Below are 21,233 nucleotides of genomic sequence, written 5' to 3' on the forward strand. Positions count from 1 at the left end.
TTTCTGGGGCTATGGCGCAGTTGGTAGCGCGTCTCGTTCGCAATGAGAAGGTCAGGGGTTCGAATCCCCTTAGCTCCACCAGAGAGGGCCCGGGTCGACCACGACCCGGGCCTTTCGTGTGTCGGCTCGGCGGTGGCGCGGGCGAGCTGATGGATCCGCTGTGAGCGGGTGCGGCCGGGGTGCACCGGTCGTAGCATCCGGACATGTCACTCGCAGTCAGCATCGTGCAGCACGTCGAGCACGATCACCCCGTCTGGTACCTGCACTACTCGTACGCGCGCAGCCTGCCCGGAGCACCGGCCCGCGGCCCGTACCACTCGCGCGTCGACGCCGAGGAGGCGTTGCACCACCTGCGTGACGCCGCCCACATGTACGGCGAGTTCGAGATCTCGGTGGTGCCCGCCTGATCGTCCCGACACCTCGCGCGCCCCGAGAAGTTGCGCAGGGTGAATGAATGACGACAGATCGGTAACGAAAACGGGTCGCACAGCCGGTTCGGCCCGACAGCAGGTCGAAAGCACGACATGCTTGCCCGATGAGCACTCCGCAGCCGCCCTACGGTTCGTCCGACGAGCCCCGTGACCCCCGCGACGAGAACGGACGAGGCGACCAGACGACTCCGTCGTCGGCGCCCCAGCCCCCGCAGCCCGTGTACGGCACGACGCCCCCGCCGAGCGCCCCCCAGCCCGGTCAGCCCCAGCCCGGCTACGGCCAGTCGCAGCAGCAGCAGCCCTACGGTGGGCAGCAGGCACCCTACGGCGGCCCGACCGGGGCTCCGGCCTACGGGCAGGCCCCGCAGTCGCCGCAGGGTGGCAACGGACTCGGCATCGCCTCGATCGTCGTCGGAGGCGTCGGGTTGCTGCTGTCGTTCATCGGCTTCGGCGTGATCCTGGCGATCGTCGGCCTCGTGCTCGGCATCATCGCGCTCGTCAAGAAGAAGGGCGCGCGCATGCTCGCCCTGATCGGCACGATCGTCTCGAGCCTCGGCGTGCTCATCGGCATCGCCGTCGTGATCGTCGGCATCGTCGTCGGTGTCGCCTCCGTCCAGGCCATCAACGAGTCGATGCCCACCAGTGGTTCCCTCGACCCGGGCGACTCCTCGTCCTCGGACGTCGACGCGTCGGCCGAGAACAACGCCTTCGGCGACACCTTCGCCTACGACGACGGCCTCGCCGTGACGGTCTCGACCCCTGAGGCCTACACGCCCGGCGAGTACTCGAGCGGCGCCGACCAGGCGGCCTCCGTCGTCTTCACCGTGACCATCGAGAACGGCACCGACTCGAACTTCGAGCCGACCCCCTACGAGACGGCGACCTCGGGCGGCGTCGAGGCCAGCAAGGTCTACGACTCCGACATCGAGAGCTCGCCCACGACGGTCGTCCCGGCCGGTCAGTCGATCACCTACCGCGTCGTGTTCTCCGTGGCCGATGCCGACCAGATCGTCTTCCAGATGTCCCCGTCCTTCGACTACGACGACGCGGTCTACACCAGCTGACCTGTCCCTTTACCGGTCACCGGCCCGCGCCGGGCGGAGCCCTCGTCGTCTCGACGGGGGCTCCGTGGCGTCCTCGGTGACCGGCGCCGCGCCTCCTGCACCATGATGGACGGGTGCCTCAGACGACCCCGACCGACGCCTCGACGCCCCACCTCTCGACCGACCCCGAACTGCTCGCTCGACTGAGGGCCGACCTGGCGTCGTCCGGGTTCACGGTCGAGCGGCTGCAAGGTGCCGACGCGTGGGGATCGCATGCCGGGGCCGCCCTGTTCCGAGGTGAACGGGTCGCCGCCCGCCGAGCGCTGGCTCGCCGTGCCGACCGCGACTGGTCGATGCGTCCCACGGCCACGCTCGCGCTGGTGTTCCTGCTGGGCTGTCCTCAGGCCGTCGACGCGGTCGCCGAGGCGTTGCCGACCCTCGGGGTCGACGGCGCGGTCGCTCTCGGGCTCGTCGCGAGAGAAACCGACGGGGTCCGCGCGCTCGTCGACCTGCGCCCCTACGCGTTCGTCGACGCCTCGGGCGAGGCCAGCTGGTGGATCGCCTCCGACCTCGGTGAGCTCGTCGTCGAGGGTGCACTGCCTGAGGGCCACGTCCTCGGCGTCGGCGGGGCCTCGGCCACGCTCGCCGGCCTGATGATCTCGCGCCAGGTCGACCGGGCGCTCGATCTCGGCACGGGCTGTGGAATCCAGGCGCTGCACGCGGCCCGACACGCACGGCACGTGGTCGCCACCGACATCTCGCGACGGGCCCTCGACTTCGCCGCGTTCAACGCCGCCCTCAACCTCGTCGACGGCATCGAGCTGCGCCTGGGCAGCCTCTTCGAACCCGTCACCGGCGAGACCTTCGATCACATCGTCTCGAACCCGCCGTTCGTCATCACGCCCCGAGCCGAGGGCGTCCCCGAGTACGAGTACCGCGACGGCGGAATGGTGGGCGACGACCTCGTCGCCTCGGTCGTCGAGGGCCTCGGCCGCCATCTCGCTCCGGGTGGCGTGGCGCAGCTTCTGGGCAACTGGGAGTCCGGAGGCGCGGCCGCGGTCGCCGGCAAGCGGGGCGCCTATTCGGTCGCCGACTGGGCGGCCCGGGGCGACGTGCCCGTCGACGTCTGGGTCGTCGAGCGCGAGATCCAGGACCCCACCGCGTACGCCGAGACCTGGATCCGGGACGGCGGCACCCGGCCCGGCACCCCCGACTTCGAGCGTCTCTACGAGGCGTGGCTCGGCGACTTCGAGGCCCGAGACGTCGTCGAGGTCGGGTTCGGCTACCTGACCGTGCGCCGACCCGTGGGCGACGCGAGACCGCCCGTGGTGCGCACGGAGCGCCTCCTCGGTGGCCTCGGCCAGAACGACGTCGGACTCGGCGCCCATCTGCTCGGAACCCTCGACGCGATCGACCTGCTGCGCGGCCTCGACGACGAGCAGCTGGCCGCGCGCCGCTTGGTCGTGGCCGGTGACGTCACCGAAGAACGGCACTATTGGCCGGGCAACGACGACCCGACGGTCATCTCGCTGCGGCAGGGAGGCGGCTTCGCCCGGACCGTCGACTCGGGCACGGCCCTGTCGGCGCTGGTCGGTGCCTGCGACGGCGAGCTCAGCGTGGGCGCGATCATCGGTGCACTCGCCCAGCTTCTCGCGGCGGACGAGCACGAGCTGCGGGCCGAGCTGCTGCCGCAGGTGCGCGAGCTCGTGACGACGGGCATGCTGCGCCTCTGAACCGCGAGCGATCAGGAGGGGGTCGCCACCCCCGCGAGCGCGAGGCGCCAGACGAGCTCGACGTGTTCGGCCATGTCGGTCCCGGGGTCGAGCATCCACTGGATCTGCATGCCGTCGCTGACCGCGAGCAGCACCGTCGCGAGGCGGGTGGGGTCGACGCCGGCGGGCACCTCGCCCCGGTCCTGTCGGTCGGCGATCGCGCCGGCCACCTGGGCGCGGATCGACGCGTATCGCTCGGCGAAGTAGGCGTGGGCGGCATGGCTCGGGTCGCTCGTCGCGGCCGTCGACATGCTCGCGAAGAGCTGGACGAGTCCCGGGACGTCGGCATTGTGCCGGATGACCGCGATGAGCTGCTCGACGATGTCGACGTGTTCGTCGGCGAGGGCGTAGTCGACCTCGTCGCGTCGGCGGAGGATGGCCGTGAACAGCTCGTCCTTGCTGTCGAAGTAGTGCAGCAGTCCGGCCTGGCTGAGGCCGACCGAGTCGGCGAGTTCTCTGACCGAGGTACCGCGGAATCCGTTGCGGGCGACCACGTCGAGCGCGGTGTCGAGGATCTCGGTGCGCTTGGCGACACCCTTCGCGTACGAACCCCGTTGTGCCATGCGGCCAGGCTAGTGCCGGTGCTGCTCGAGGGGCGAGGCACCTCTCGTGACGCGACCCGCGCCTCCTGGTCCGTCGGACGAGGAGGCGCGGGTCGTCGATTCGATCGTCGAGCGTCAGCCGCGGTGGTTGCCGGTGCGCTCGCCCCACTCGCGCCACGAGTACTCGGGCACGAAGCCGAGCAGGTCGCGGGCCTTGTCGCTGCTGAGCAGGGGCTCGACGCCCTCGACGGCCCGGCGTTTCTCGACCTGGGGCCAGTACTGCTCGGCGAGGACGGCCGTCGGGGTGTTCATCACCGTGTCGGAGGCGGCGATGATGAACGCCTCGAACCCGACGAGGTCGCTCTCGAGCGCCCGGCGCACGGCCTGCGCGCCGTCGCGGGCATCGATGTACGAGAACAGGTTGAAGGTGCGCTTCTCGGGGGTCTCGTCGAAGGGGTACTCCGAGTAGTCGCCGTCGTCCATCACGTTCGAGAAGCGCAGGCCGATCAGCTTGAGCTGGCGGTCCCAGCGGGTGAAGTGCCGCGCCATCTCCTCCTCGACGGCCTTGCCGAGCGAGTACGACGACTCGGGTCGCACCGGGTACTCCTCGTCGAGGGGCAGGTAGGGCGGGTCGATGTCGAAGGGGATGCCCAGCAGGGTCTCGCTCGAGGCCCACACGACGTTGCGGATCTTGGCGGCGCGGGCTGCGGCGAACACGTTGTAGCTCGAGGTGACGTTGTTCGTGAACAGCGCGGCGTTCGGCACCAGGCCGGGTGCCGGGATCGCTCCGAGGTGCACGACGGCGTCGATGTGGTCGTACCGGTCGTCGACACTGGTCAGGGCCTGGGCGACCTGGCCGTAGTCGGTCAGGTCGACCTTGACGAACACGACGCCCTCGACGGGGTCGGGGCTGGGCACCCGGTCGAGCAGGACGACCTCGTAGCCGTGTTCGGCGAGGTCGCGGACGACGGCTCGGCCGAGCTTGCCGCTGCCGCCGGTGACGGCGACTCGGGTGGTGGGGGTGCGGGGAGACGACATCGTCGGCCCTTTCTGCCGGGAGCCCGGCGGGTCTGGGGATGCGCGGATCGGGCTGCGCACCTCCTTCGTTTCTACTAGTCGCCGGGCGTCCGTGGTCGGACACGCGTGGCCCGGGTGGACTTCGTCCCGACCTCTCGGGAGGCGCGGTGCCGGCCGCGATCCGCTGGGAGCCGTGTCGGAGGTGACGGGTAGCTTCGGGCTGACCGGGGTCGAGCGTCGACCCCCGAGAGAGGCCACCATGAGCACGCCCACGAACCCCGCGAACCACGACGCCGACGAGCGCACCGATCCGGCCGCCGTGCACGGCGACGGCGCCGAACCCGTCGAGCTCCACGGCGAGTCGCCGGCCGACGAGGCCGCCGTCGAAGGTGCCGTCGACCAGGTCGACGGTCTGCTGGGCGGCCCGGGACGCATCGCCTGAGCCCGGGGTGCGTCAGCCGATCGGCTGCAACGAGTGGAAGGCGGCGCCGTGATAGACGAGCGGTGCCGCCGTGTCGTCCACCTCGGCCCCGAGCACCTGCAAGATGACGACGACGTGGTCGCCCGCCGGGACCTCCCGGTGGACGACGCACTCGAGCCGCAGCGGAGCACCCGAGACCAGGACGGCGCCGTCGACGGTGACGACGTGGTCGACGTCGGTGAACCGGGCGGCGCGGTCGCGCGACGAGAGTCGACGGCAGAGCGGACCCTGGTCGGCGGAGAGCACCGAGACGCCGAGGCTCGATGCCGTGCGGAGGCGGGCCCACGTGGCCGAGTCGTGCCGTGCGGCGAACGTCACCATGGGCGGGTCGAACGACGCCCCCACCGTGAAGCTCGAGACGACCATGCCGTCGGGTCCGTCGTCGCCCGAGGCGGCGAGGGCGGCGACACCGCTCGGGAAGGCGGCGAACGCGGAGCGCTCCACCGGGGCGAGCGACGTGGTGCGGGTCATGGGGCTCCCGTCGAGACGTGTGAACCAGGTGGTTCACCGCGACGTTAGCCGTCGGGTGTTTCATCCGGATTACGCGCTCGTCCGACTCACCTGGAAGTCACCCGCCATGGCGGGGGCCCGGCGAGGTACGGTGTAGTGCGCTCACCGGCTGGTTACCGGGGCGCCCGTTCCCGACGAGCGGCTGTCGAACCCAGCGTGGTCTCCTGATCCGACTCCGTGAGGTCGTCGGCCGTGGGTCCGGTGGGCACGCCCTGGTCCGAGCTCTGCTCGTCGACCGGGGCGTGCCCTCTTCTCATTCCCCTCGTCGACCGCGCCTCCTTCGGGTCGCGGGTCGCGCCTCCTCGTGATTTACTTGAGATCCTCTCACCTCGTGGAGGTTCAGGGCACGAGGCGAGGGACCGGCCGCGGGGCCGTCCCGACGTCCCCGCGGTCGGACGACCCGTCCGTGGTCGTCGCCGGCGGCCCGGTCGATGGTGCAGGGTTGACTCATCATGTCGCCCGCTCCCACCGCCCCCCTCGCCGCCCTGCTCCCGTCGTCGCCGGGTGCGGACTCGTACGACGCCGACACGGCGTACACGGCCTTCGCCGAGTGGGCCGAGTCACGGGGTCTACCGCTCTACCCTGCCCAGGACGAGGCGATGATGGAGCTCGTCGGCGGCGCGTCGGTGATCCTCAGCACGCCGACCGGCACCGGCAAGTCGCTCGTCGCGGCCGGCGCCCACTTCGTCGCCCTGAGCCAGGGGGGACGTTCGTACTACACGGCCCCGATCAAGGCTCTCGTCAGTGAGAAGTTCTTCGCCCTGGTCGAGCTCTTCGGACCCGAGAACGTCGGCATGGTGACCGGTGACTCGTCGGTCAACGCCGACGCTCCCATCATCTGCTGCACCGCCGAGATCCTCGCGAACCTGGCCCTGCGGCACGGGTCCGACGCGGACGTGGACCAAGTCGTCATGGACGAGTTCCACTTCTACGGCGACCAGTCGCGCGGGTGGGCCTGGCAGGTGCCCCTGTTGCTGCTGCCACGCGCGCAGTTCCTGCTCATGTCGGCGACCCTCGGCGACGTCACCCGCATCACCGACGACCTCGCGCGGCGGACCGGTCGACCCGTCGCTCGGGTCACCGGCGTCGAGCGTCCCGTGCCGCTGCACTACTTCTACGCTCAGACGCCCGTGCAAGAGACGGTCGAAGAGCTGCTCTCGACGGGCGAGGCGCCCGTCTACGTCGTGCATTTCTCCCAGGCCGCGGCGCTCGAGCGGGCGCAGGCGCTCTCGAGCATCAAGGTAGCCAGTCGTGAGCAACGCGACGAGATCGCCGAGCTGATCGGCGGCTTCCGGTTCAGCACCGGTTTCGGCAAGACGCTCAACCGCCTTGTGCGCTCGGGCATCGGCGTGCACCACGCGGGCATGCTGCCCAAGTACCGACGCCTCGTCGAACAACTCGCGCAGCGAGGGTTGCTGCGGGTCATCTGCGGCACGGACACGCTCGGCGTGGGCATCAACGTCCCGATCCGTACCGTGCTGCTGACGGCGCTGACCAAGTTCGACGGCACCCGCATGCGTCAGTTGAGCGCGCGCGAGTTCCACCAGATCGCCGGCCGGGCCGGCCGCGCGGGCTACGACACCTCGGGCACGGTCACGCTGCAGGCCCCTGAGCACGAGATCGACAACCTCAAGCAGATCGAGCGGGCCGGTGACGACCCGAAGAAGAAACGCAAGATCGTCCGCAAGAAGGCGCCCGACGGGTTCGTGTCGTGGGGCGAGCCCAGCTTCACCAAGCTGATCGCGGCCGAGCCCGAAGCGCTGACCTCGCACATGCAGGTGACCCACGCCATGTTGCTCAACGTCATCGGGCGGGGCGGTGACGTCTTCGGCAACGTGCGCTCGCTGGTCTTCGACAACCACGAGCCACTCGTCAAGCAGTACGCCATGGCGCGGCAGGCCATCTCGATCTATCGGACGCTGCGCACCGCCGAGGTCGTCGTGCAAGAGGCCTCGGCCGACGGGGGCGCCCCGACGATCCGCCTGACGGTCGACCTGCAGGCGAACTTCGCCCTGAACCAGCCGCTGTCTCCCTTCGCTCTGGCCACCTTCGAGGTGCTCGACGTCGAATCGCCCACCTACGCGCTCGACATGGTCTCGGTGGTCGAGGCCACGCTCGACGACCCCCGGCCGATCCTCTCGCAGCAGCAGTTCAAGGCCCGGGGTGAAGCCGTCGCCGCGATGAAGTCCGAGGGCATCGAGTACGACCAGCGCATGGAGCTGCTCGAAGAGGTCACCTGGCCCAAGCCGCTCGACGAGCTGCTCACCGCCCTGTTCGAGACCTACGCGGCATCGCAACCCTGGATCGGTGACTTCGCGCTCAGCCCGAAGTCGGTCGTGCGCGACCTCTACGAACGAGCGATGACGTTCGGCGACTTCGTGAACTTCTACGGGTTGGCACGCTCCGAGGGCCTCGTGCTGCGCTACCTCTCGGACGCCTTCCGCGCTCTGCGGCAGACGGTGCCCGACGAGGCGAAGACCGACGAACTGGTCGACGTGATCGAGTGGCTCGGCGAGCTCGTCCGCCAGGTCGACTCGAGCCTGCTCGACGAGTGGGAAGAGATGGTCAATCCTCGCGAGGTCGAGACGCACGACGAGATCGTGCCGCCGACCCTGCGCAACCTGACCGCCAACGCGCGGGCCTTCCGCATCATGGTGCGCAACGAGCTGTTCCGTCGCGTCGAGCTGGCGGCCCGCGACGACGCCGACGCGCTCGGCGCCCTCGACGCGGGCTCGGGCTGGGACGCCGACCGATGGGGAGAGGCACTCGACCGGTACTACGACGAGTACGACTCGATCGGCACCGACGCCACGGCCCGGGGACCGCAGATGCTGCAGATCGAGCAGCTGCCCACGGTGTGGCGCGTGCGGCAGATCCTGGCCGACCCCGAGGGCGACCACGACTTCGGCATCTCGGCCGTCGTGGACCTCGCCTCGAGCGACGAGCGTGGCGAGGCCGTCGTGACCGTGACGGCCGTCGGTCCGGCCTCCGAGCGGAGCCGACCGTCACCCGTCGAGGGGTAACCTCGTAGGGTCGTGCCACACCCCGGCAGCAGACCAGCTCCGCCCGCGTTCCACCACGAAGAGGTCGCCATGTCTCGTCTGTCCGGCAAAGTCGCCATCGTCACCGGGGCCGCCTCGGGCATCGGCGAGGCGATCGTCCGCCGGTTCGCCGACGAGGGAGCCCGCGTCGTCGCGACCGACATCGTCGACGGGTCGGCCGTCGCGGCCGAGACGGGGGCCGAGTTCGTGCAGCACGACGTCGCCAACGGCGGCGACTGGAAACGCGTGATGGACCGCATCGCCGACCACTACGGGCGACTCGACGTACTCGTCAACAACGCCGGCATCGTCTCGGGCCAATCGATCGACGTCACCCAGCTCGAGAGCTGGAACCGCGTCTTCGCCGTCAACGTCACGGGCGTCATGCTCGGCACGCGCTTCGCCATCGAGCAGATGCGGGCGAATCCCGACGGCGAGGGCGGGTCCATCATCAACCTGGCCCCGGCGACGTCGTTCCTCGGCTTCGGCGACGACGCGGCCTACACCGCGAGCAAGCACGCCCTGGTCGGCCTGACGCGGTCGAGCGCCGCGCACGCCGCCCAAGAGGGGTGGAACATCCGCATCAACTCACTGCACCCCGGCCCGACCGACACGGCGCTCTTCCGCCGTCAGGTCGAGGCCCAGCCGCAGGTGCTCGAGGCGTTCCGGGCGATGAGCCCGCGGGGTCGCCTGGCCAAACCCGACGAGGTCGCCGGCCTCGCCCTGCACCTCGCGAGCGACGACTCGGCCTTCTCGACCGGCGCGCAGTTCGTCGTCGACGGCGGCCTGTCGAGCACGCACCCCTCGATGTAGCTTTCGGCGCGGCGCGATCAGAAGAGCGTCGCGGGAGGCGCGGGCGGGGTCGCCGGCGCCGTGATCGGGTCGGTCGTCGCGACCGGCGCACCGGGCCAGCCAGGGCCGGACGGCACCTCGGTGCGGTTCTGGAACGCCGTGGCCGCACCTCGGGCCCGTACGTCGGCCGCCTCGTTCATCTCGTGGCCGACGTGACCGCGGACCCACTCGAATCGCACCTTCCGACCGGCCAGCGCCGAGTCGAGCTCTTTCAGGATCTCGACGTTGAGCACGGGCTTGCCGTCGGCCTTCCGCCAGCCCTTGCGCTTCCAGCCGGGCATCCACTCGGTGCAGGCCTTGATCGTGTACTGGCTGTCGCACAGGATGTGCAGGTCGTCGTCGGTGCCGGCCGTGGCGCGCAGCAGCTCGAGCACGGCGGTCAACTCGCCCTGGTTGTTCGTGGCGCGCGGCCAGCCGCCGGCCGCCCATCGCTCGTCGTCGACGTACCAGGCCCAACCGGCGGGGCCGGGGTTGCCGAGGGCCGATCCGTCTGCTGCGGCGGTGATGGTCATGCGGGGTGCTCCTTGCGTCGACGGGGTGCCGGTCCACGGTAACGTGCCGGGCGCGACCGACCCGACCCGCGCCTCCTGCAGGGGCGTCGGAGCGGGGGCGTCGCCTCCGGTGCGTGGCGGACGGGACGGGCCGGCTCAGCCGTTGTGGTCGGGGTGCGAGCCCGTGCGCTCGCCGGTCTCGATGCCCGCGATGGCGGCGAGGTCGCCGGCGTCGAGCTCGAAGCCGAAGACGTCGAGGTTGGCCCGGATGCGCGACGGTGTGACCGACTTCGGGATCACGACGAGCCCCTGTTGCAGGTGCCAGCGGATGGTCACCTGGGCCGGGGTGACCCCGTGCTTGGCCCCGATGCGCATCAGGGCCGCGTTGTCCAGGATGCGCCCACGCGCCAGGGGCGACCACGCCTCGGTCACGATGCCGTGGGCGGCGTCGAAGTCGCGCAGCTCGCGCTGCTGCAACCACGGGTGCGCCTCGACCTGGTTGATCGCCGGGACGACGTCGGTCTCGGCCATCAGGCGCTCGAGGTGCGCCACCTGGAAATTGCTCACGCCGATCGAGAGCGCTCGGCCCTCGGCCCGGATCGTCTCGAGGGCTCGGTAGGTCTCGACGTACTTGTCCTGCTTCGGGGCGGGCCAGTGGATCAGATAGAGGTCGACGTGGTCGGTGCCGAGCTTCGTCAGGCTCTCGTCGAACGAGCGGAGCGTCTCGTCGTAGCCCTGCGCGGTGTTCCAGACCTTGGTCGTGAGGAACACCTCGTCGCGGGGCACGCCCGAGGCGCGCAGGGCCCGGCCGACGCCCCGTTCGTTGGCGTAGAACTCGGCCGTGTCGAGGTGACGGTAGCCCTCGGCGAGGGCGGTCTCGACGACGCGTTCGGCCTCGTCGTCGGCGACCTTGTAGACGCCGAGGCCGAGCTGCGGGATCGTGCGGCCGTCGTTGAGGGTGATCTGGGGCACGTCGATGGAGGGCATGTCTCAACTCTGCCAGCGACCGACCGACACATGTCGCACGATCCGGACGACGGTCGGGTGAACGGCACGTGCCGGGCCGGTCGTCCCTCGGACGAGGAGGCGCGCGTCAGCTGGTCTGGACCGGCACCGGCTCGGTGTCGGGCAGCGGGCTCGCGTCGCGACCGCGCAGATCGGGCAACCCCTTGTGGAAGACGGCGCCCACGATCATGCCGACGAAGGCGAAGCAGGCGGCCACCACGAGGCCGCCCTGGCCGCCGATGTGGTCGATCGCGAAGCCGGCGATCGCCGAGCCCAGGGCCGAGCCGATCAGCTGGCCCGTGCCCGCCCAGCCGTAGGCCTCGGCCGTGTCGCTGAACTTCACGCTCGACGAGACGACCGCGAACATGACCGCGAGGGCGGGCGCGATGCCGACCCCGGCGATCAGCAGTGTGATGCTGATGGGCCAGAGGCCCGTGGCGAAGACCGCGAGGGTCATGCCCACGAATACGATCGCGATGCGGCGGGCGAGGGCCCAGGGGCCGACGGGGACGTGACCGAGGGCGAGACCTCCGACCAGCGATCCCGCGGCGAAGATCGCCAGGGCGATGCCCGAGTCGGCGCTGCCCTCGCCGAAGAGGGCCACGACGCCCGCCTCGACCGCGGCGCAGGCGCCGATGAGCAGGAATCCGGCCACGGTCGCGAGCAGCACCGTCGGCCGTGCGAGCACCTTGCCGAAGGCCCGCTTGCTGCGGGGGATGCGGACGCGCCCGACCTCGGGCGAGGCGATGAACCAGATGCCGCCGCCGACGAGGAACACCGCGGCGAGCCAGATCGCCTCGCGAGTGCCGACCTGCGTGCCGACGAAGGTCGTGATGACCGGTCCGGCCACCCAGATGATCTCTTGGGCGGACGCGTCGAGGGAGAAGAGGGGCGTGAGCTGGTTCGAGGTCACCATCTTGGGATAGATGGTGCGCACGGCCGGCTGCACGGGGGGCACGCTGAGGCCCGTGACGAAGCCGAGGGCCATGAACACCGGCACCGAGAAGTCGTACAGGGTGAAGGTGACCATCGTGATCAGGCAGACGACCAGGGTCAAGGTGAGCACGGGGCGCATCGCCCAGCGGCCCATCCATCGGCTGGTGAGCGGGCCCGAGATGGCCTGGCCGATGCTCGTCGCGGCGAGCACCAGGCCGGCCGCGGCGTACGAGTGGTGGACGTGCTCGACGTGCAACAGGAACGCGAGCGACAGCATGCCGAACGGGAAGCGCGCGGTCAGCTGGGCCGCGATGATGCGCGAGACGCCGGGCGTCTTCAGCAGGGTCGAATAGGTGCTCACGAGGGGTCAAGTCTACGAGCGCGACCGGCCCGCGCGACACGCCGGGGGCCCGAATTGGGGACACGGCCTCCGAATGTCGGAGGTGGGGAGAAAGATGTGCACAACCCCGCCAGAAACGGGGGAGAACCGGCTCGGATCTGTTCACAACCTGTGCATGGGCCTGTGGATAATTACAGCCGTGTAACACCGCATCTAGTTGTGCCCCACGGTGTGGGCCACAAGATGTAGTATCGAAGAGTCGCCACGGGCACTACGCCCCGCAGGCTCACGAACCACCGATCCGGCCTCAGGGGCCGGCCAGAACACAGGGGATCCCATGGCCATCACCGTCTACACCAAGCCGTCCTGCGTCCAGTGCACGGCCACCTACCGAGCCCTCGACAACAAGGGCATCGAGTACGACGTCCTCGACGTCACCGCTGACGACGCCGCCCTCGAGAAGGTCCGCGCTCTCGGCTACATGCAGGCCCCCGTGGTCATCGCCGACGACGACCACTGGAGCGGCTTCCGCCCCGACAAGATCGCCGCGCTGGCCGCCAAGGTCGACTAGTCGACCGGGCGCCCTGCGCCCGACCAGGTGCACCGTGACCCAGGCCCCGGCCCCACACCACGTCGGAAGCGAGGACTCGTCGTGACGAACGGACTCGTCTACTTCTCGAGCGTCTCGGGCAACACCGACCGCTTCGTCATGAAGCTCGGTCTGCCGGCCCAGCGCATCCCGCTGTTCCCGTCCGAGCCACCGCTCCACGTCCGTGACCCCTACGTCCTCGTCCTGCCGACCTACGGCGGCGGTGAGGGCCGAGGCGCCGTCCCGAAGCAGGTCATCCGGTTCCTCAACGACGAGGGCAACCGGCGCCTCATCCGAGGCGTGATCGCAGCGGGCAACACCAACTTCGGAGAGGGCTACTGCCTGGCCGGCGACATCGTCTCGGCCAAGTGCGACGTTCCCCTTCTCTACCGTTTCGAAGTCTTCGGAACACCAGACGACGTACAAGCCGTACACACAGGATTGGAAGAATTTTGGACGCAGCAGTCGATGACCTCGAAGTGATCGCCGCACCGGGGCAGGGTCTCAGCTCGGGGATGGACTACCACTCCCTGAACGCGATGCTCAACCTCTACGGCCCGTCCGGCGAGATCCAGTTCGAGAAGGACCGCGAGGCGGCCAAGCAGTACTTCCTGCAGCACGTCAACCAGAACACGGTCTTCTTCCACAACCTGCGCGAGCGGCTCGACTACCTCGTCGAGAACGAGTACTACGAGGCCGCGACCATCGAGCGGTACGACTTCGCCTTCATCGAGAAGCTCAACGATCTCGCCTACTCGAAGAAGTTCCGTTTCCAGACCTTCCTCGGTGCGTTCAAGTACTACACCTCGTACACGCTCAAGACGTTCGACGGCAAGCGCTACCTCGAGCGCTTCGAGGACCGGGTCGTCATGACCGCCCTCGGTCTCGCCCAGGGCGACGAGAAGCTCGCCGTCGACCTGGTCGAAGAGATCATCGCGGGTCGCTTCCAGCCGGCCACGCCCACCTTCCTCAACACGGCGAAGGCCCAGCGCGGCGAGCTCGTCAGCTGCTTCCTGCTGCGCATCGAAGACAACATGGAGTCCATCTCGCGCGGCATCAACTCGTCGTTGCAGCTGTCGAAGCGCGGCGGCGGTGTCGCCCTGTCGCTCTCGAACATCCGTGAGGCCGGCGCACCGATCAAGCAGATCGAGAACCAGTCTTCGGGCATCATCCCCGTCATGAAGCTGCTCGAAGACAGCTTCAGCTACGCCAACCAGCTCGGTGCACGTCAGGGTGCGGGGGCGGTCTACCTCAGTGCGCACCACCCCGACATCATGCGGTTCCTCGACACCAAGCGCGAGAACGCCGACGAGAAGATCCGCATCAAGACGCTGTCCCTCGGCGTCGTCGTGCCCGACATCACCTTCGAGCTCGCCAAGAACAACGAAGACATGTACCTCTTCTCGCCGTACGACGTCGAGAAGGTCTACGGCGTCCCCTTCGGCGACGTCGCCATCAGCGAGAAGTACCGCGAGATGGTGGCCGACTCGCGCATCAAGAAGACCAAGATCAAGGCGCGCGACTTCTTCCAGACGATCGCCGAGATCCAGTTCGAGTCGGGCTACCCCTATATCGTGTTCGAAGACACGGTCAACAAGGCGAACCCGATCAAGGGCCGCATCAACATGTCGAACCTGTGCTCCGAGATCCTGCAGGTCAACACCCCCACCACGTTCAACGAAGACCTCTCGTACAACGAGATCGGCAAAGACATCTCGTGCAACCTCGGCTCGATGAACATCGCCCTGTCGATGGACGCCCCCGACCTCGGCAAGACCGTCGAGACCGCGATCCGCGGGCTCAGCGCGGTGAGCGACATGAGCCACATCACGTCGGTCCGGTCCATCGAGGTCGGTAACGACCAATCGCACGCCATCGGCCTCGGCCAGATGAACCTGCACGGCTACCTCGCCCGTGAGCGCGTGCACTACGGCACTCCCGAGGCGATCGACTTCACCAACATCTACTTCTACACGGTGCTGTTCCACGCCTTGCGCGCCTCGAACACCATCGCGATCGAGCGTGGCGTCACTTTCGGCGGCTTCGAAGACAGCACGTACGCGTCGGGCACCTTCTTCGACAAGTACACCGAGACCGAGTGGAAGCCCGAGACCGAGCGTGCCGCCGCACTGTTCGCCGATGCCGGCGTCTCGATCCCGACGCAGGACGACTGGCGTGCGCTCAAGGCCAGCATCATGCAGCACGGCATCTACAACCAGAACCTGCAGGCGGTGCCGCCCACGGGGTCGATCTCGTACATCAACCACTCGACGTCGTCGATCCACCCCATCGCGTCCAAGATCGAGATCCGCAAAGAGGGCAAGCTCGGTCGCGTGTACTACCCGGCGCCGTTCATGACGAACGACAACCTCGAGTACTACACCGACGCGTACGAGATCGGCCCCGAGAAGATCATCGACACCTACGCCGCGGCGACGCAGCACGTCGACCAGGGCCTGTCGCTCACGCTCTTCTTCAAAGACACGGCGAGCACGCGCGACATCAACAAGGCGCAGATCTACGCATGGCGCAAGGGCATCAAGACGATCTACTACATCCGTCTCCGTCAGCTCGCGCTCGAGGGCACCGAGGTCGACGGCTGCGTCAGCTGCATGCTCTAGGCCCTGTGCTTCCACGCGCTTGCGCCACCGGGCGCGGGCCGGCCTCGAGACCCGGCCCGCGCCTTCTGAACTCACACTCTTCCCTTTGAAAGGCACGTCATGACCCTCACCGATCCGGTCCACGCCACGGGCAAGTCGGTCCCGCTGCTCACGTCGGTCAGCGCGATCAACTGGAACCGCATCCACGACGACAAAGACGTCGAGGTCTGGAACCGCCTGGTCAACAACTTCTGGCTGCCCGAGAAGATCCCGCTGTCGAACGACGTCCAGTCGTGGAACACCCTCACGCCCGAAGAGCAGCAGATGACCATGCGGGTCTTCACCGGCCTGACGCTGCTCGACACGATCCAGGGCACGGTCGGCGCGATCAGCCTGATCCCCGACGCGATCACCCCGCACGAAGAAGCCGTCTACACGAACATCGCGTTCATGGAGTCGGTGCACGCGAAGAGCTACTCGTCGATCTTCTCGACCCTCGCGTCGACCCCCGAGATCGACGACGCCTTCCGCTGGTCGACCGAGAACGTCAACCTGCAGAAGAAGGCTCAGATCGTCCTCGACTACTACACGGGCGACGACCCGCTGAAGCGCAAGGTCGCCTCGACGCTGCTCGAGTCGTTCCTGTTCTACAGCGGCTTCTACCTGCCGATGTACTGGTCCTCGCGCGCCAAGTTGACCAACACGGCCGACCTGATCCGCCTCATCATCCGCGACGAGGCCGTGCACGGGTACTACATCGGCTACAAGTTCCAGAAGGGCCTCGAGGGCGCCTCGGACGAGCGCAAGCAAGAGATCAAGGACTACACGTTCAACCTGCTCTTCGAGCTGTACGAGAACGAGATCCAGTACACGCAAGACCTCTACGACGGCGTCGGCCTCAGCGAGGACGTCAAGAAGTTCTTGCACTACAACGCCAACAAGGCGCTGATGAACCTCGGCTACGAGCCGATGTTCCCCAAAGAGGCGACCGACGTGAACCCGGCGATCCTGTCCGCGCTCTCGCCGAACGCCGACGAGAACCACGACTTCTTCTCGGGGTCGGGCTCGTCGTACGTCATCGGCAAGGCCGTCAACACCGAAGACGAGGACTGGGACTTCTAGCCCACCCGCACGTCGACAAACACGTCGAAGAAGCCGGAACACCCCCGAACAAGCGCTACACCCCTAGTGCTGCGGGTGTGGCGTCGGTTTGGGGGAGTAGCTAGACAGCACGGGCCCGCGCGCGGGGCTACTGCTCGAGGTGCCCCAGGTCGGGTTCGGCCACGAACGACACCACGGGTGCACCGGCCGCACCCGTCTCGAACACCACGAGGTCGTTGTCGCCGGCCCGAAGCTGCTCGCCGGGCACGTAGAGCGTGTGCTGCGGCCCGCGCGTCCAGTAACGCCCGAGGGCGAACCCGTTGACGAAGGCCACGCCCTTGCCCCACGACCGCGTGTCGAGGTACAGGTCGGCCGGTTCGTCGAGCGTGACCGTCGCGTGGGCGAACACCGGCCCGACGAGGGATGAGACGGGTCGGGGCTCCGGCACCCCGCCGCGTCCCGACCCGGTGTCGGCGTCGGGGGTCGCGAGCGACGAGAGGTGACCCGCGAGCGACAGCAGTTCGTCGAGTCCGAGCACGCTCGACTGCCACCCGACCAGCTCGAGACCGTCGAGCACCGCCGGGCCGATCAGGCCCTTCGGCTCGCCGATGTGGCTGCCGTAGTTCACGCGACCCAGGTCTTCGACGAGCACCTCGAGCACGCGACCCGACGGCACCGCGATCGACCGCTCGTGCTGGTCGCGCTGCAGGACACCCACCCGGCGGCCGTCCACCGACACGATCGCCCGGTCACGGACGCCGCCGAACGACAGGACGCGACCGTCGTCACCCGAGGGCAACACGACCCGGTGCCGTGTGAACCCGCGGTAGGTGCCGAGCTCGTCCATGCTCGGGACCGCGTCCGTCCGGACCCACCCGGGGCCCGCCGGGCCGAGCAGCCGATCGTCCTCGTCCCCGAGCAGGCCCTCGAGCGGCACCGCCAGGTCGAAGGTCGTCGTCAGGACGGGGGCGGGCCGCCGTCGCTCGGGCACCTCGTCGGGCACCGGGGCGTGCCGGGCGATGACGTCGCGGAACGCGAAGAACTTGTCCGTCGGCCAGCCGGCCTCGTCGAGCGGGGCGTCGTAGTCGTACGACGTGACGTGCGAGTGGTACGTGCCCTTGTGGTTGGCGCCGTTCGTGAAGCCGAAGTTCGTTCCGCCGTGGAACATGTAGACGTTGACCGACGCCCCCGCCGCGAGCACGGCGTCGAGCTCGCGCGCGGCCTCGTCGACCGGCGTGGTGTGGTGGTGCTCGCCCCAGTGGTCGAACCAGCCGTCCCAGAACTCCGAGCACATCAGCGGCCCGGTCGGCTGGTGTCGGCGCAGGGTCGCCAGGCGCTCGGCGGCGCGTGAACCGAAGCTGCCCGTCCTGTGCAGCTCGGGCAGACTGCCCCGGGCGAGCATCTCGTCGGTCGGCTGGTCGACGGTGGTCAGCGGCACGATCACCCCGGAGGCGCGGGTCAGGTCGACGAGGTGTCTCAGGTACTCGGCGTCGTCACCGTACGCGCCGTACTCGTTCTCGATCTGCACGAGCACGACCGGCCCGCCGTGGTCGATCTGTCGGGGGACCACGATCTCGTAGACGTGGCGGAGGAACTCGTCGACCGCCGCGAGGTACAGCGGCTCGCTGCGTCGAACGCCCACGGACGGGTCGTCGAACAGCCACCCGGGCAGTCCGCCGCCGTCCCACTCGGCGCAGATGTAGGGGCCCGGTCGGACGATCGCGTGCATGTCCTCGGCGGCCACCAGGTCGAGGAAGCGACCGAGGTCGAGCCCGGCGTCCGTGTCGAAGGTGCCGCGACGGGGTGAATGGGCGTTCCAGGCGACGTAGGTCTCGATCGTGTTGAGACCCATCAGCCGGGCCTTGTGGATGCGGTCGGCCCACTGGTCGGGGTGCACCCGGAAGTAGTGCAGCGCGCCGGCGATCACGCGGTGCGGGCGTCCGTCGAGCTCGAAGTCCTGGAGGCCGACGACGAAACGGGCGCTGGAGGGATCGGTGTCGTGAAGCATGGGGTCTCTCGGGGTGGGGTGGCGCGGAGGCGTGGACGCAGGGGCGGAGGGGCCCTCAGTCGGCGAGCATGGCTGCCCGGATCGCGGCGATGCCGAGGCGCACCTCGGCGAACGAGGTGCTGAGCGGGGACAGCCCGATGCGCAGGGCGTCGGGGTTGCGGAAGTCGGGCACGACGCCGGAGTCCCAGAGACGAGCCACGATGTCGCGGAACGACTCGTGCGTGATGGTCACGTGGCTGCCGCGTTCGGCCGCCGCTCGGGGCGTGGCCACGGTGACCCCGAGGGGCACGAGCCACGCGTCGACGAGGTCGAAGGCGTAGTCGGTCAGGGCGAGCGACTTCGATCGGATGGCGTCGATGCCGGCCTCGTCGATCAGGTCGAGCATGTCCTGCAGGGCGAGCATGCCCATCACCGGGGGAGTCCCACTGACGAACCGTCGGATGCCGGCGGCCGACTCGTACCCGTCGGCCATGGCGAACACGTCGGCCGCCCCCATCCAGCCCTGGATCGGCTGCTCGAGTTCGGGCAGCAGCGAGGCACGGGCGTAGACGAAGGCGGGGGCACCCGGGCCGCCGTTGAGGTACTTGTACGTGCAGCCGACGGCGAGGTCGACACCCCACTCGTCGAGCTGCATCGGCACGACGCCGACGCTGTGGCAGAGGTCGGCGAGCACGAGCCCGCCGGCCTCGTGCACGAGCGCCGTGATCGCCGGCAGGTCGACCAGCCACCCCGAGCGGTACGACACGTGGTTCACCAGCAGCAGCGCCGTGTCGGGCCCGACGACGTCGCGCACCTGCGACACGGTCACGCCGGCCGCCTTGTCGACGGCGATCCAGCGGATCGTGGCCCCGTGCTCGCGCGCGATGCCCTCGACGACGAAGCGGTCGGTCGGGAACTGGTCGTCGTCGATGACGATCTCGTGACGATCGGGTCGGGCGCGCAACGCCGCCCGGATCGCCTTGTACAGCAGCACGGTGGTCGAGTCGGCCACGACCGTCTGGCCCGGGGCGGCCCCGAGGCAGGCCGCCGCGATGCGGTCGCCGAGCTCGGTCGGCAGGGTCATCCAGTGCTCGTCCCACGAGCGGATCAGGCGCGTGCCCCAGGCGCCCTCGACGAACTCGGACAGTCGAGACAGCGTGGTGCCCACGGGCCGCCCGAGCGAGTTGCCGTCGAGGTACGAGACGACGTCGACGGCCGGCACGAACCGATCGACGAACGACGCCAACGGGTCGGCGGCGTCGAGCGGGCCGGCGGGATGCGCCGAGGCCTGCTCGTCGGGATCGGTGGCGTCGACGGGGTAGGCGAGCGGGTCGGTCATCTGGTCTTCTCCTCGAGGGCGACGGCGAGCAGCTCGTCGGCGGTCAGTGCGGTCGCGCGGGCGAGCCAGGCGGCCCGTTCGTCGGAGGACGCGGAGGCGCGGGGTGCGTCGGCGATCCAGGTCACGCGGGTGAACGGCAGGCGCGCGCCGCCGGTCGTCTCGGCGACGTCGGGGGACAGGGCGTCGAGCAGTCCTGCCAGTCCGAAGCCTGCCCTACCCATGGCACGCAGCTCGCGCTCGTTGACGCCGAGCGGCAGGTCGCCGTTGCCGAGATCGGTGCCGTAGAGCACCCGGCCACCCGCGGCACGGAAGCGCGAGAGGTTGTCGACCGCGGTCTCGTGCTCGGTGCCACCCTCACCGCGCCCGTGGATGTCGAGCGTGGTCACCCAGGTCGTCGACGCGGCCAGCCGGGCGACCAGATCGTCGCCGAGTCGCTCGCTGAAGGGGGTGTGCGCGAACCGGTCGATGCCGGCGTCGACCGCGCGCGCAGCCTGCCCCACCCCCTGGACGTGCGCGACGACGGGCAGGTCGAGCCCGTGTGCCGCGTCGACCACGGCCCGCACCGTCGCGTCGTCGAGCGTGGGCCCGGCGTCGGTGTTCAGGGTGACCTTGACGACCGAGGCGCCGAGCGCGTGCTGATGCTCGACGAACCGGGCGGCGCGGCGCAGTCGGGTGGCGGTGCGCAGGCCGCCGACCGTCAGGGAGGCGCGGCGCGGCGCCCAGCCGGAACGACTCGGGTACCCGCCCGGCGCGGTGATCAGACCGCCGGCGATGGTCACCTCGGGCCAGCCGTCCCGACCGGACCGGCCGAGCCAACCGTGGGCGATCGTCGGGTCCCAGCCGAGGTCGACGACGCGTGAGATGCCGCCGACGGGCAGCTGCGCGGCGTCGATCAGCCCGAGGTGCACGTGCGAGTCGGTGAAGGGGGCGAGCACGGTGCCCCGGACGTGCGGAGGTGCGGCCCCGGCCAGGGTGTCGGCGTCGTGCTCATCGACCGACCCGGCGAACACGACGCCGTGGGCGTCGAGCCGCAACAGGCTGCGACCGGACCATCGTCCCGACCAGGCGTGGTCGACGGTGACGAGCCGAGCCTCCTGGTCCATGCCTCCGACCCTATTCGTGCGCGCTGCCGGAGGGCTGCAGGCCCGCCCGCGCC

The 21,233-nt window shown here is 69.4% G+C and carries 19 protein-coding genes and 1 tRNA gene; 11 read left to right on the forward strand and 9 right to left on the reverse strand.

From position 1 onward, the window contains the following. Window positions 1-5: 5 nt before the first annotated feature. From HRF36_RS10270 to HRF36_RS10285, 4 genes are all read left to right on the forward strand, one after another. Window positions 6-81 (forward strand) — tRNA-Ala (locus HRF36_RS10270). A 122-nt stretch (window positions 82-203) separates the two neighbouring features. Continuing rightward, complete coding sequence (locus HRF36_RS10275) at window positions 204-407, forward strand: hypothetical protein (RefSeq protein ID WP_173209461.1); 204 nt, start codon at window positions 204-206, stop codon at window positions 405-407. 128 nt (window positions 408-535) lie between these two features. Continuing rightward, entirely contained in the window at window positions 536-1,495 is a 960-nt protein-coding gene (locus tag HRF36_RS10280; RefSeq protein ID WP_173209463.1) for a DUF4190 domain-containing protein, read from the forward strand. A 113-nt stretch (window positions 1,496-1,608) separates the two neighbouring features. Beyond that, window positions 1,609-3,207: a methyltransferase gene (locus HRF36_RS10285; protein ID WP_173209465.1), complete on the forward strand. Its 1,599-nt coding sequence runs from the start codon at window positions 1,609-1,611 to the stop codon at window positions 3,205-3,207. A gap of 11 nt (window positions 3,208-3,218) precedes the next feature. Here HRF36_RS10285 and HRF36_RS10290 read toward each other — a convergent pair whose 3' ends face one another. Together HRF36_RS10290 and HRF36_RS10295 are read right to left on the reverse strand one after the other, a co-directional pair. Beyond that, window positions 3,219-3,809 (reverse strand): TetR/AcrR family transcriptional regulator, encoded by a 591-nt coding sequence (locus HRF36_RS10290; protein WP_173209467.1) that lies wholly within the window; start codon window positions 3,807-3,809, stop codon window positions 3,219-3,221. Between the two features lie 114 nt (window positions 3,810-3,923). After that, window positions 3,924-4,826, reverse strand: coding sequence for an NAD(P)-dependent oxidoreductase (locus HRF36_RS10295; protein ID WP_123519136.1), 903 nt, complete (start codon window positions 4,824-4,826; stop codon window positions 3,924-3,926). 238 nt (window positions 4,827-5,064) lie between these two features. Between HRF36_RS10295 and HRF36_RS10300 the strand changes: the two genes are divergently transcribed. Beyond that, complete coding sequence (locus tag HRF36_RS10300) at window positions 5,065-5,247, forward strand: hypothetical protein (protein WP_173209470.1); 183 nt, start codon at window positions 5,065-5,067, stop codon at window positions 5,245-5,247. A gap of 12 nt (window positions 5,248-5,259) precedes the next feature. Here the strand turns inward: HRF36_RS10300 and HRF36_RS10305 are convergent, their stop codons facing one another. Then, window positions 5,260-5,757 carry a flavin reductase family protein gene (locus HRF36_RS10305; protein ID WP_173209472.1) on the reverse strand — a complete coding sequence of 166 codons (498 nt, stop codon included), beginning with the start codon at window positions 5,755-5,757 and terminating at the stop codon, window positions 5,260-5,262. Between the two features lie 491 nt (window positions 5,758-6,248). On the opposite strand from HRF36_RS10305, the gene HRF36_RS10310 reads away from it, so the two are divergent. Together HRF36_RS10310 and HRF36_RS10315 are read left to right on the forward strand one after the other, a co-directional pair. Continuing rightward, window positions 6,249-8,819, forward strand: coding sequence for an RNA helicase (locus HRF36_RS10310; protein ID WP_173209474.1), 2,571 nt, complete (start codon window positions 6,249-6,251; stop codon window positions 8,817-8,819). A gap of 69 nt (window positions 8,820-8,888) precedes the next feature. After that, window positions 8,889-9,650, forward strand: coding sequence for an SDR family NAD(P)-dependent oxidoreductase (locus HRF36_RS10315; RefSeq protein ID WP_123519140.1), 762 nt, complete (start codon window positions 8,889-8,891; stop codon window positions 9,648-9,650). 17 nt (window positions 9,651-9,667) lie between these two features. On the opposite strand, the gene HRF36_RS10320 is transcribed toward HRF36_RS10315, so the two are convergent. From HRF36_RS10320 to HRF36_RS10330, 3 genes are all read right to left on the reverse strand, one after another. Then, a complete protein-coding gene (locus HRF36_RS10320) occupies window positions 9,668-10,201 on the reverse strand; it encodes a ribonuclease H (RefSeq protein WP_173209476.1) in 534 nt (177 codons plus the stop codon). A 135-nt stretch (window positions 10,202-10,336) separates the two neighbouring features. After that, entirely contained in the window at window positions 10,337-11,167 is an 831-nt protein-coding gene (locus HRF36_RS10325; RefSeq protein WP_173209478.1) for an aldo/keto reductase, read from the reverse strand. A 106-nt stretch (window positions 11,168-11,273) separates the two neighbouring features. After that, the gene (locus HRF36_RS10330) at window positions 11,274-12,482 is read right to left on the reverse strand and encodes an MFS transporter (RefSeq protein ID WP_173209480.1); all 1,209 of its coding nucleotides are present in this window, start codon (window positions 12,480-12,482) and stop codon (window positions 11,274-11,276) included. 316 nt (window positions 12,483-12,798) lie between these two features. On the opposite strand from HRF36_RS10330, the gene nrdH reads away from it, so the two are divergent. The 4 genes from nrdH (at window position 12,799) to nrdF (ending at window position 16,772) form a co-directional block, all read left to right on the forward strand. Next, window positions 12,799-13,032, forward strand: a complete 234-nt coding sequence (gene nrdH / locus HRF36_RS10335) for a glutaredoxin-like protein NrdH (RefSeq protein ID WP_043596549.1) — start codon at window positions 12,799-12,801, stop codon at window positions 13,030-13,032. 81 nt (window positions 13,033-13,113) lie between these two features. Next, window positions 13,114-13,533, forward strand: a complete 420-nt coding sequence (gene nrdI / locus HRF36_RS10340) for a class Ib ribonucleoside-diphosphate reductase assembly flavoprotein NrdI (RefSeq protein ID WP_173209482.1) — start codon at window positions 13,114-13,116, stop codon at window positions 13,531-13,533. A gap of 32 nt (window positions 13,534-13,565) precedes the next feature. Then, entirely contained in the window at window positions 13,566-15,671 is a 2,106-nt protein-coding gene (nrdE, locus tag HRF36_RS10345; RefSeq protein WP_173210039.1) for a class 1b ribonucleoside-diphosphate reductase subunit alpha, read from the forward strand. A 99-nt stretch (window positions 15,672-15,770) separates the two neighbouring features. Then, complete coding sequence (gene nrdF, locus HRF36_RS10350) at window positions 15,771-16,772, forward strand: class 1b ribonucleoside-diphosphate reductase subunit beta (RefSeq protein WP_254281174.1); 1,002 nt, start codon at window positions 15,771-15,773, stop codon at window positions 16,770-16,772. A gap of 127 nt (window positions 16,773-16,899) precedes the next feature. On the opposite strand, the gene HRF36_RS10355 is transcribed toward nrdF, so the two are convergent. Genes HRF36_RS10355 through HRF36_RS10365 form a run of 3 tightly spaced genes read right to left on the reverse strand, consistent with a single transcriptional unit; the run spans window position 16,900 to window position 21,180 of the window. Next, window positions 16,900-18,759 carry a beta-galactosidase family protein gene (locus HRF36_RS10355; protein ID WP_173209484.1) on the reverse strand — a complete coding sequence of 620 codons (1,860 nt, stop codon included), beginning with the start codon at window positions 18,757-18,759 and terminating at the stop codon, window positions 16,900-16,902. A 55-nt stretch (window positions 18,760-18,814) separates the two neighbouring features. Continuing rightward, on the reverse strand, window positions 18,815-20,077 hold the full coding sequence (locus HRF36_RS10360) for a kynureninase (RefSeq protein ID WP_173209486.1): 1,263 nt from the start codon (window positions 20,075-20,077) through the stop codon (window positions 18,815-18,817). Beyond that, window positions 20,074-21,180, reverse strand: coding sequence for an amidohydrolase (locus HRF36_RS10365; RefSeq protein WP_173209488.1), 1,107 nt, complete (start codon window positions 21,178-21,180; stop codon window positions 20,074-20,076). The genes HRF36_RS10360 and HRF36_RS10365 overlap by 4 nt, the downstream gene beginning before the upstream one ends. Window positions 21,181-21,233 lie beyond the last annotated feature (53 nt).

Source organism: Frigoribacterium sp. VKM Ac-2836 (genome assembly GCF_013248995.1).
Lineage (GTDB): Bacteria > Actinomycetota > Actinomycetes > Actinomycetales > Microbacteriaceae > Frigoribacterium.

Excerpts from the sequence above, each read along its gene's own strand:
- HRF36_RS10280 (WP_173209463.1), top strand. The coding sequence starts at position 536 with ATGAGCACTCCGCAGCCGCCCTACGGTTCGTCCGACGAGCCCCGTGAC.
- HRF36_RS10355 (WP_173209484.1), bottom strand. The coding sequence starts at position 18,759 with ATGCTTCACGACACCGATCCCTCCAGCGCCCGTTTCGTCGTCGGCCTC.
- HRF36_RS10365 (WP_173209488.1), bottom strand. The coding sequence starts at position 21,180 with ATGGACCAGGAGGCTCGGCTCGTCACCGTCGACCACGCCTGGTCGGGA.
- HRF36_RS10315 (WP_123519140.1), top strand. The coding sequence starts at position 8,889 with ATGTCTCGTCTGTCCGGCAAAGTCGCCATCGTCACCGGGGCCGCCTCG.
- nrdH (WP_043596549.1), top strand. The coding sequence starts at position 12,799 with ATGGCCATCACCGTCTACACCAAGCCGTCCTGCGTCCAGTGCACGGCC.
- nrdF (WP_254281174.1), top strand. The coding sequence starts at position 15,771 with ATGACCCTCACCGATCCGGTCCACGCCACGGGCAAGTCGGTCCCGCTG.
- HRF36_RS10360 (WP_173209486.1), bottom strand. The coding sequence starts at position 20,077 with ATGACCGACCCGCTCGCCTACCCCGTCGACGCCACCGATCCCGACGAG.
- HRF36_RS10305 (WP_173209472.1), bottom strand. The coding sequence starts at position 5,757 with ATGACCCGCACCACGTCGCTCGCCCCGGTGGAGCGCTCCGCGTTCGCC.
- nrdE (WP_173210039.1), top strand. The coding sequence starts at position 13,566 with ATGGACTACCACTCCCTGAACGCGATGCTCAACCTCTACGGCCCGTCC.
- HRF36_RS10310 (WP_173209474.1), top strand. The coding sequence starts at position 6,249 with ATGTCGCCCGCTCCCACCGCCCCCCTCGCCGCCCTGCTCCCGTCGTCG.
- HRF36_RS10320 (WP_173209476.1), bottom strand. The coding sequence starts at position 10,201 with ATGACCATCACCGCCGCAGCAGACGGATCGGCCCTCGGCAACCCCGGC.
- HRF36_RS10290 (WP_173209467.1), bottom strand. The coding sequence starts at position 3,809 with ATGGCACAACGGGGTTCGTACGCGAAGGGTGTCGCCAAGCGCACCGAG.
- HRF36_RS10275 (WP_173209461.1), top strand. The coding sequence starts at position 204 with ATGTCACTCGCAGTCAGCATCGTGCAGCACGTCGAGCACGATCACCCC.
- HRF36_RS10300 (WP_173209470.1), top strand. The coding sequence starts at position 5,065 with ATGAGCACGCCCACGAACCCCGCGAACCACGACGCCGACGAGCGCACC.
- HRF36_RS10325 (WP_173209478.1), bottom strand. The coding sequence starts at position 11,167 with ATGCCCTCCATCGACGTGCCCCAGATCACCCTCAACGACGGCCGCACG.
- HRF36_RS10295 (WP_123519136.1), bottom strand. The coding sequence starts at position 4,826 with ATGTCGTCTCCCCGCACCCCCACCACCCGAGTCGCCGTCACCGGCGGC.